We start from the raw sequence: 8,977 nt of genomic DNA on the forward strand, positions 1-8,977 counted from the left end.
CTCCGTCCGTTCGCGGCCCGGCCGCTCACCGCGGCCCCTCCTCGATCGCCTTGGCGAGGGCGTCCTCGTCCAGCGGCGGGGCGCCGGCGCGCAGCCACAGGAAGTACTCCACGTTGCCCGAGGGCCCCGGCAGGGGGCTCGCCGCCACACCGAGGACGCCCAGCCCGAGCGTGCCCGCGTGCTCGGCGACGCCCCGCACGGCCTCCGCGCGCAGCTGCGGATCGCGGACCACGCCCCCGGCGCCGACGCGGTCCTTCCCCACCTCGAACTGCGGCTTCACCATGACGGCGTAGTCGGCGTCCGGGGCGACGCACCTCTGCACCGGCCCCAGGACGAGCTTGAGCGAGATGAAGGAGAGGTCGCCGACGACCAGGCCGGGAGGCGGGTCGCCGAGCGTCCCGGGCCGCAGGTCGCGGACGTTGACCCGCTCCATGACGGTGACCCGCTCGTCGGTCCGCAGCGACCAGGCGAGCTGCCCGTACCCGACGTCGACCGCGTAGACGTGCGCCGCGCCCGCGCGCAGCAGGACGTCGGTGAAGCCGCCGGTGGAGGCGCCCGCGTCCAGGCAGACGCGCCCCTTGACCTCCAGCCCCTCGAACGCCTTCAGCGCGCCGGCGAGCTTGTGCCCGCCGCGCGACACGTAGTCGGGGCCGCCGGCGGCCTCCTCGACGAGGATCGCGGCGCCGGCCTCGACCTGCGTGGCGGCCTTCGCCGCGCGCCGGCCGGCGACCCGCACCCGGCCGTCGGCGATGAGCTGCCCCGCGTGCTCCCGCGACCGCGCCAGCCCGCGCCGCACCAGCTCGGCGTCCAGCCTCCGCCTGGTGCTCACCGGCGGGGGCGGAGCGCGTCGGGGAAGGCGGGACGCGGCGGCTCGGCGGGACGCGGCGGCTGGCCGGGCTCGTCCTGCCCGGCGGACGCGAGCAGCTCCTGGAGCTGCCGGTGCACGTCCTCGAAGACCTCCACGTGCTCCTGGACGGGCCGACCGCCGAGCCCGCCGAGGGCGGCCACGGCGGCGTCCACGCGCGGGTCGCCGGTGGGCTCGGGCGCCGGCACGGGCGGGAACTCGGGCTCCGGAGCCTCCGCCGCCCGGAGCGGGCCCTCCGCGTCCGGCTCCGTCTCCGGCTCCTCCGCCGGCTCCGGCCCGGCGGCCGGAGCCTCCGGCGCCTCCGCGCCCTCGTCGGACATCACGTCGACCTCCCGATCGGCCCCGGAGCACCCGCGCCGAGGCGTCTTCACCTCACCCTGAACGCTACCGCGCCGTCCCGCCCGGCCCGCCGCGGCCGCGATCCGGGCGCCGCGGGCCGTCTACCTTGGGTGGACGGGTTTTGCGGCGCCGCCGGACGGCCGTAAGATCACCGACCCGGTGTCCCGCGGCGCCGCGGGCCTCACCACCGGCTCTCCGGCCTCCCGGCGGCCGGACGGCGCGGCCGCGCCCGGGGGCCGTGGCGCGACATCGTTGCCGGACGAATGGGGAACTGCCTGATCATGGCGAGCGAGGAGGACTGCCGTGCGGCGCTGGAGCGTGTCGCGGCCCGGCTGGCGGAGGTGGACGGCGACCGGCTCGCCGAGCACGTCGTGGAGCGGACGATCAGCTGCCGCGTCGCCGACCTCGGGCTGGCCTACCGCACGCGGCTGCACGAGGGCGGCCTCGACCCGTTCGAACCGGACGGCGACCCCGGGTCGGCGCAGGTGCGGCTGACCGTGGACAGCGACGACCTCGTCGCCATGGCGCACGAGGAGCTGCACCCGGCCAAGGCGTGGGCCACCGGCCGGGTCAAGATCGAGGCGAGCATCTTCGACCTGCTGCGCCTGCGGAAGCTCCTCTAAGAAGGCCGTCTTATCTCGCCGTCTCGTCCAGGGGGCCGTCCTAGAGGGAGAGGGTCTCCAGGGCTTCGGTGAAGGCTTCGGGGGGCGGAGGGGTGTCGGTCTCCCAGGCGGCGGACGCGAGGGCGCGGAGGCCGTCATAGGGGTCGCCGGAGCCGGTGAGGGCGAACGTTCCGCCGGTGCGGCGGGCCGTCCAGCCGCGGCAGGCGTGCGCGCCGTCCTCCCGGACGACCCGCGGGTGGGGGACGAGCAGGCCGGTCAGGTCGGGGGCCAGGTAGCTGGGGCGGCGGTTCGGCGGGGCGGTGAGGGCGTGCAGGGGGTCGGTGACGCCGGTGAAGACCAGGAGGCTGTCGGCGCCGCCGTTGTGGGCGCCCTCGATGTCGGTGTCGAGGCGGTCGCCCACGACGAGGGGCCGCTGCGCGCCGGTGCGCAGGATCGACTCCTGGTGCAGGGGGCGCTCGGGCTTGCCGGTGACGATCGGCTCGACGCCGGTCGCGGCGCTGATCACGCGGAGCAGTGATCCGTTGCCGGGGCGCGGCGGGCCGTCGCCGCCGGGGATGGTGAGGTCACCGTTGGAGCCGACGAACAGGGCGCCCATGGCGACGGCCTGCGCCCCCTCCGACAGGGCCGCATAGGTGAGGCCCGGGTCGTAGCCCTGCGCGACGGCGGCGGGCCGCCCCGCCGCGGTCGACACCGGGCGCAGCCCGTGCTGGTAGAGGGCGTGGCGCAGGCCCGTCCCGCCGACCACGAGCACCTCGGCGCCCGCGGGCAGCCGCTCGGCGAGCAGGCGCGCCGCGGCCTGCGCGGAGGTCACCACGTCCGCCGGGTCGGCGGGGACGCCGACCTCGGTGAGCAGGGCCGCGACGGCCGAGGGGGTCCGGGAGGCGTTGTTGGTCACGAACGCGAGCCGCTGGCCCGCCGCGCGGGCCTTGGCGAGCGACTCCGCCGCCGCGGGGACGGGCCTGCGGCCGACGTAGACGACCCCGTCGAGGTCGAGCAGGGCGACGTCGTACGCCTCGCTCAGGGGACGGTCGCTGCCTTTCATCGCGCTCCTCATGCGTGCGATCGTACGGACGTCCTCACCGGCGAGTAGGGGCGGGTCAGCGGCGGGCGTCGAGGGTGGCCCGGGCCTGCCGCAGCGCCTTGGCGTAGTCCTGGTTGTCGGGGCGCATGGCGGCGGCCAGCGCGAGGTGCTCGACCGCGCCCTCGAAGTCGCCCAGCCGGCTGAGCGACAGGCCGAGCCCGAACCGTGCGTAGTCCTCGGCGGGCTCCTCCTCGACGATCTCGCGGAAGCTCGCGGCCGCCGCGCCGAACTGCCGGGCGCCGAACTGGGCGCGCGCGAGCGCCTCCCGGATGCTGTGCGACCCCGGCTCGGCCTCGGCGGCCCGGGTCAGCAGCTGCAGCGCGGCGGCGGCGCTGCCCGACCGCAGCAGCTCCAGGCCGCGGGTGTACCACTCGTAGACCCCGCCTCCCGGCGGGGCGGGGTGCCCGCCGGGATCGTCCCCCGGGGAATCCTCCGGACGTCCACGACCTTGACCACTCATATGGACCTCCCCTCGGATCATTACGACCGTACCCGCCGGGGCGCCGGACGCCTCCCGCCGAATACCATGCCCGGCGTGGACGACGACCTCCCCTCCGGCGCCGGGCCGGAGGAGTTCAGCGCCCGGATCTTCGGGACGGCGGGGCCGCGCACGGGCGCCGGCCTGGCGCTGTCCCCGTTCCGCGGCGTCCGGTTCGTCCCGGAGGTGGCCGGGGACCCGGCGGCGGTGACCATGCCGCCCTACGACCTGATCGACGAGGCGGCGGCGCTGCGGCTGCTGGCGGGCGGCGGGCACAACATCGTCCGGCTCAACCTGCCGCGCGCCGCCGGGGAGAGCTACGCCGCGGCGGGCGAGCGGCTCCGCCGCTGGCTGGACGAGGGCGCCCTGGCGGTCGACCCCGAGCCGGCCCTCTACGTGTACGAGGCGGCCCGCGGCGCGGCGGTCCTGCAGCGCGGCCTCATCGGCGGGCTGGGCCTGCGCGCGGAGGCGGACGGGGTCGTGCTGCCGCACGAGAACGTCTTCCCCGGCCCGGTCCGCGACCGGCTCGCGCTGATGACGGCCGCGAACGCCAACCTGGAGCCGATCTTCCTGGTGTACGAGGGCGGCGGCGACGCGGCCCGCATCGTCGACGACGCCGCCGCGGCCGCGCCGCTCGTGGAGTTCGACGCCGACGACGGGCTGACGCACCGGCTGTGGCGCATCACCGACCCCGCCGCGCACGCGCGGATAGCCGCCGACCTGCGCGACAAGCAGGCCCTCATCGCGGACGGCCACCACCGCTACGCCACCTACCGCGCCCTGCAGGCGCGCCACCACGCGGCCGGCGACGGCCCCGGGCCGTGGGACGAGGGGCTGGCGCTGCTGGTCGACTCGACGCGGTATCCGCCGCACCTGGGCGCGATCCACCGCGTCCTGCCCGGCCTGCGCCCCGACGACGCGGTCGAGAGGGCGCGGAAGGCGTTCCGCGTGACCGACTTCCCGGACGAGGCGCCGGCCCTCGAAGCGCTCGCCGCGGCGGACGGCCCCGCCTTCCTCCTCGGCGGCGGCGACTCCCTCTGCCTCCTCACCGACCCGGACGAGGACGCGCTCGCGCACTCCAGGCCGTCCGGGCACTCCGAGCGCTGGTGCGGGCTCGACACCGCCGTGCTGGACTACCTCCTCATCGGCGCCCTGTGGGAGGTCCCGGAGAACGAGAACGCCATCGAGGTGGTGCACGACGACCCGTCCGCCGCCATCGCCCGCGCCCGGCGCTCGGGCGGCACGGCGGTCGTGCTGAACCCGCTGAGGGTCGAGGACGTGCTGGCCGTCGCGGGCGAGGGCGAGCGCGTCCCGCGCAAGTCGACGTCGTTCGGGCCGAAGCCCCGCACCGGTCTCGTCCTGCGGCTTCTCGACCCGGACGCCTCCGAGAGGCCATGATCGGGGAATGGACACCGCGACCACGATCACACCGCTCGGCGGGGACGTCTACGAGATCGACACCCGGATGGCCGGCTACCGCGGCATCACCGCCGGATACCTCATCCTGTCCGACCGGCCGTGCCTGGTGGAACCCGGCACGTCCGGTTCGGCGCCCGTGGTGCGGGCGGCGCTGGCGGAACTGGGCGTCGGCGCGGACGACCTGGCGACCGTGGTCGTCACCCACATCCACCTCGACCACGCGGGCGGCGTCGGCGACATCGCGGAGATGTACCCGCAGGCCGAGGTCGTCGTCCACGAGAAGGGCGCGCGGCACCTGGCCGACCCGTCGCGGCTCATGCGCAGCGCCCGCATGGTCTACGGGGACAGCCTCGACACGCTGTTCGGCGAGTTGAAGCCGACGGACGCGGCCCGCATCCGCGCCGTCGAGGACACCGGCGTCGTCGACCTCGGCGGCGGGCGCCGGCTGGAGTCGCACTACTCCCCCGGCCACGCCAAGCACCACGTCGGACTGATGGACTCCCAGACCGGCGACCTGTACGTGGGCGACGCCGCCGGCATCTACATCCCGGAGACCGCCGACGTGAAGCCCGCCACGCCGCCCCCCGACTTCGACCTGGGCACCGCGCTGGAGTCCCTCGGCAAGTTCCGGTCCCTGGGCCCGCAGCGGCTGCTGTTCGCGCACTACGGTCCCGTCACCGAGGTGGACGACACGCTCGAACGGTCGGCGGAGGAGCTGCGCGTCTGGGTGGACGCCGTCCAGGACGCCAAGGACGAGGGCCTCGACCTCGACCACGCCGTCGCCATGGTCGTCGACCGGACCAAGCACCGCTACGCCGTGTCGGCCGACGACGTCGACCCCGACCTGGTCGCCCGGTACGAGGTGCTGAACAGCGCCGACAGCAACGTCGCCGGCATCCTGCACTCCCTCAGCCGGCACGCCTGACCCTCCGGCGCCCCCGGACCCGCGGCGGGCCGGGGAACGCGGGGCCGCGCGGTCAGCGGCGGAACGGGCCGGTCACCTCGAACGTGCAGCCGTCCGTCCCGGCGATGAAGCCGCTCTTGCCGCGCTGGGACGAGAAGTACAGGCGCGACCCGTCCGGGCTGAACGCGCACCCGGTGATCTCCGACTCGTCGTGGCCGACGACGCACAGGAACGGCGCGACGACGCCGTCCGCGGTGATCACGTTGATCTCCATGTTGTCGCCGTCCTCGGCGACGTACAGCTCACCGGACGCCGTGGCCGTCACGGCGTCGACGCCGTGCAGGGGCGCCTCGCCGCCGGTGACGAGGTCGTCGTCGTAGGCGATGTCCAGCCGTTCGCCGGCCGCGTCGTACGCCCACACGCGGTTGTCGCCCTTGGTGGTGAAGTAGCAGACACCGTGCGTGTAGTAGCAGCCTTCGCCGCCGTCGAAACGCATGGCGCCCGCGACCTGATCACGGGTCGGCGTGAACCAGAACTGCGGGCTGGGCACCTTCGCCCAGGTGACGGGGCCGGTCCCGGAGCCGACCAGGACTTCGAGCGTCCCGGACGACAGGTCGCCCCACGTCTTGGGCCGGAACCGGTAGAAGCAGCCGTCGCCCTGGTCCTCGGTGAGGTAGACGACCTTGCGGACGGGGTCGGACGCGGCGGCCTCGTGCTTGAACCTGCCCATCGCGGGACGCGGCACCGCCGCCTTCTGCCCGCGCGGGTCGGTCTCGTAGACGAGGCCGAAGTCGTGCTCCTCGCACGACAGCCACGTGTTCCACGGCGTCGCCCCGCCCGAGCAGTTCAGCGTGGTGCCGTTCAGGATCCGGTACGCGGACGTCACCTTCCCGGACGCGTCGAACCGCACGGCGGACACGCCGCCGACGATGGGCACCTCCGAGTTGCTGACGTAGATCCAGCCGTCCCCGTCGGGGAAGCACGCACCGCCGTCGGGCGCGGGATGCCAGGTGTGCCGCGTCCCCTCGACGCGCTGCAGCGACCGCGCCACGATCCGGCTGGTGAACCCGTCGGGCAGCTGCACCCCGTTGCCGTCCGCGGCCCGCAGCGGACCGTACGGGCTCGGGCCCGGCTGTGCGGGCCCCGAGGCGAAGGCCCGCTGCCACAGGGCTCCGGAGAAGGCCGTCGTGCCGCCCGCGACGGCGGCGGCGCGCAGGAACGTGCGTCGGTTCAGGGCCATGGCTCTCCTCAAGGAGTCGTTCCCCGCCGGACGTGTCCGGCGGCCCCCCGAACGGCGCGGTCCCGTGAATATCCGGGAAACCTACCCGCCAGTCAAGTACCGGTGGTCAGGCTCCCGGCGGGGGCTGCTCCTCCTCCGCCTGCTTCGGCTCCAGGAACACCGCCGGCGCCTGCGGGACGTCCTCGTCGGGCGCCTCCGCGACCTCCGGCTCCGCAGGCTGGAACGCGATGTCCGTCGCCGCCATGGGCTCCGGGGGAGCCTGCTCCTCAACGGCATTGCCGTCGCCGGTGGCCTCGGCCGCGCCGCCGGTGGCCTCGGCCGCGCCGCCGGTGTCCGCGCCGCCGGTGTCCGCGCCGCCGGTGTCCGCGTCGCCGGTGTCCGCGTCGCCGGTGTCCGTGTCGCCGGTGTCCGTGTCGCCGGCGGCACCGGCCGCTTGGGCGTCCTCTTCCTCGGTGTCGAGGATGTGGAGCCCTTCGATCTCGGCGTAGCGTTCGGCGGCGTCGGTCTCGCCGTCGCGGTCGGCGGCGGCGGCGCGCGCGAACCAGTCGGCGGCCTCGTCCGCCCGCCCGGCCTCGGCGAGCGCGTCCGCGTAGGCGTAGAACAGCCGCATCGACCACGGCCGGAGCCGCCGGTCCCGCAGCTCGGGGATCTGCAGGGTGACGACGGCCGCGTCGAACTGGCCCATGTCGCGGCGGACGCCGGACTCCACGATGCGCAGCTCGACGCGTCCGGCCGTGTCGAGCTTCTCCGCCTCCGGCGACTTGATCAGGTCGAGGGCGCGTTCGGGGCGGCCGAGGCCGCGCTCGCAGTCGACCATCACCGGCAGGTAGGTGTCGTCGCCGGCGCCGAGCCGCCGCGCGGCCCTGAGCTCGGCGAGCGCCTCCGCCCATTCGCCCGCGTGGTACGCCGCGATCCCGGCCGCCTCCCGGACGATCCCCACCCGCGACGCCAGCCGCCGCGCGGCCTTCGCGTGCCTATAGGACTGCTCCGGCTCGTCTTCGGACAGCCGCCCCGCCATCACCAGGTGGCGCGCGACCTTGGCCGCCAGGTCCTTCGGGAGCGTGCGCAGCTCGACCCGCGCGTCCGCGTCCAGCTCCTCGCCGGTGACGTCGTCCGGCAGCAGCGGCTCGTCGTACCGGGGGCGCTCCCGCTCCTCGGTGCGCGGCCGCGCGTCCCGGCGGTCGCGCGGCGGCCCGTAGGGGCGTCCGCCGTCCTGCGGGCGCTTCGGCCCGCGTCCCTTGAAGGGCCCGCCCCGGTCTCCCGGACGTCCTTCGCGCTTGCCTTCGAACCGCCGCCCTCCCGGACGGTCGTCGCGGTCCTTGAACCGGCGGTCCTGACGCCGGCCCTCGAACCGGCGCTCGCCCTGGCCGCCGCCGGCCTGCGGACCGCCGGGACGCCCATCGCGCCGCGGCCCCGCTCCCTGGCCCTGGCGGGGGCCGCGGGCTCCGCCGAACCTCTCCTCCCGGCGTTCGCCCGGCTTGCCCCGACCGCCGCGGGGGCCGTCGAAGCGCCGTTCGCCGGGCTTGCCCCGGCCGCCGCGCGGACCGTCGAACCGGCCGCCGCCGCGCTCGCGACGATCGTCGGAGCGTCCCTCCCCGGACTTGGGGCGCCGGTCATCGGAGCGCTTGAACGGGCGGCCCGGTTTCCGGTCGTCGCGCTTACCGCGGAAATCCCGATCCTTTCGGCCACCGCCGCGGTCGCCGGAACCGCCCGGGCCGCCACGGGCATCGCCCCCGCGACGGGGCGGAGAGTTCCGCCGCCCGCCATCGCCCCGCCGCTCGCGGCTCTCGTCGCCGCGGCCCTCGTCTTCCGCGCTCATCACGTCCGTCACTGTTCTTGATGGTGATTCGTGGATACCCGCAGCCTACTTTGGCGGGGCCGTGACATGCGTCGAGGGCCGCCCCGCAAATCGGGGCGACCCTCGACCAATTCAAGTCCGGCGGCGTCCTACTCTCCCACACAGTCTCCCATGCAGTACCATCGGCGCTGAAGGGCTTAACTTCCGGGTTCGGAATGGGACCGGGTGTT

The 8,977-nt window shown here is 75.5% G+C and carries 9 protein-coding genes and 1 rRNA gene; 3 read left to right on the forward strand and 7 right to left on the reverse strand.

Annotated elements, in window-relative coordinates; genetic code table 11:
- Nucleotides 1-25 precede the first annotated feature (25 nt).
- Both ABTW95_RS28400 and ABTW95_RS28405 read right to left on the reverse strand, forming a co-directional pair.
- Nucleotides 26-829: a TlyA family RNA methyltransferase gene (locus ABTW95_RS28400; RefSeq protein ID WP_396451938.1), complete on the reverse strand. Its 804-nt coding sequence runs from the start codon at nucleotides 827-829 to the stop codon at nucleotides 26-28.
- On the reverse strand, nucleotides 826-1,188 hold the full coding sequence (locus ABTW95_RS28405) for a hypothetical protein (protein ID WP_500227867.1): 363 nt from the start codon (nucleotides 1,186-1,188) through the stop codon (nucleotides 826-828). The genes ABTW95_RS28400 and ABTW95_RS28405 overlap by 4 nt, the downstream gene beginning before the upstream one ends.
- A gap of 279 nt (nucleotides 1,189-1,467) precedes the next feature.
- Here ABTW95_RS28405 and ABTW95_RS28410 point away from each other — a divergent pair, with 279 nt between their 5' ends.
- A complete protein-coding gene (locus tag ABTW95_RS28410) occupies nucleotides 1,468-1,827 on the forward strand; it encodes an SCP2 sterol-binding domain-containing protein (RefSeq protein WP_500227868.1) in 360 nt (119 codons plus the stop codon).
- A gap of 40 nt (nucleotides 1,828-1,867) precedes the next feature.
- Here the strand turns inward: ABTW95_RS28410 and ABTW95_RS28415 are convergent, their stop codons facing one another.
- A complete protein-coding gene (locus ABTW95_RS28415; protein ID WP_396451952.1) occupies nucleotides 1,868-2,869 on the reverse strand; it encodes an HAD-IIA family hydrolase in 1,002 nt (333 codons plus the stop codon).
- Between the two features lie 55 nt (nucleotides 2,870-2,924).
- Nucleotides 2,925-3,368, reverse strand: a complete 444-nt coding sequence (locus tag ABTW95_RS28420) for a tetratricopeptide repeat protein (RefSeq protein ID WP_500227869.1) — start codon at nucleotides 3,366-3,368, stop codon at nucleotides 2,925-2,927.
- A gap of 66 nt (nucleotides 3,369-3,434) precedes the next feature.
- On the opposite strand from ABTW95_RS28420, the gene ABTW95_RS28425 reads away from it, so the two are divergent.
- Together ABTW95_RS28425 and ABTW95_RS28430 are read left to right on the forward strand one after the other, a co-directional pair.
- Complete coding sequence (locus tag ABTW95_RS28425; protein WP_396454920.1) at nucleotides 3,435-4,784, forward strand: DUF1015 family protein; 1,350 nt, start codon at nucleotides 3,435-3,437, stop codon at nucleotides 4,782-4,784.
- Between the two features lie 7 nt (nucleotides 4,785-4,791).
- Nucleotides 4,792-5,730, forward strand: a complete 939-nt coding sequence (locus tag ABTW95_RS28430; protein WP_396451947.1) for an MBL fold metallo-hydrolase — start codon at nucleotides 4,792-4,794, stop codon at nucleotides 5,728-5,730.
- A 52-nt stretch (nucleotides 5,731-5,782) separates the two neighbouring features.
- Here the strand turns inward: ABTW95_RS28430 and ABTW95_RS28435 are convergent, their stop codons facing one another.
- The 3 genes from ABTW95_RS28435 to rrf form a co-directional block, all read right to left on the reverse strand.
- Complete coding sequence (locus tag ABTW95_RS28435) at nucleotides 5,783-6,949, reverse strand: alkaline phosphatase PhoX (RefSeq protein WP_500227870.1); 1,167 nt, start codon at nucleotides 6,947-6,949, stop codon at nucleotides 5,783-5,785.
- Between the two features lie 106 nt (nucleotides 6,950-7,055).
- Nucleotides 7,056-8,780: a hypothetical protein gene (locus tag ABTW95_RS28440; RefSeq protein ID WP_500227871.1), complete on the reverse strand. Its 1,725-nt coding sequence runs from the start codon at nucleotides 8,778-8,780 to the stop codon at nucleotides 7,056-7,058.
- A gap of 103 nt (nucleotides 8,781-8,883) precedes the next feature.
- Nucleotides 8,884-8,977, reverse strand: a 5S ribosomal RNA gene (gene rrf, locus ABTW95_RS28445); the annotation flags it as partial.

The sequence above is a fragment of the Spirillospora sp. NPDC127506 genome (assembly GCF_040302145.1).
GTDB lineage: Bacteria > Actinomycetota > Actinomycetes > Streptosporangiales > Streptosporangiaceae > Spirillospora.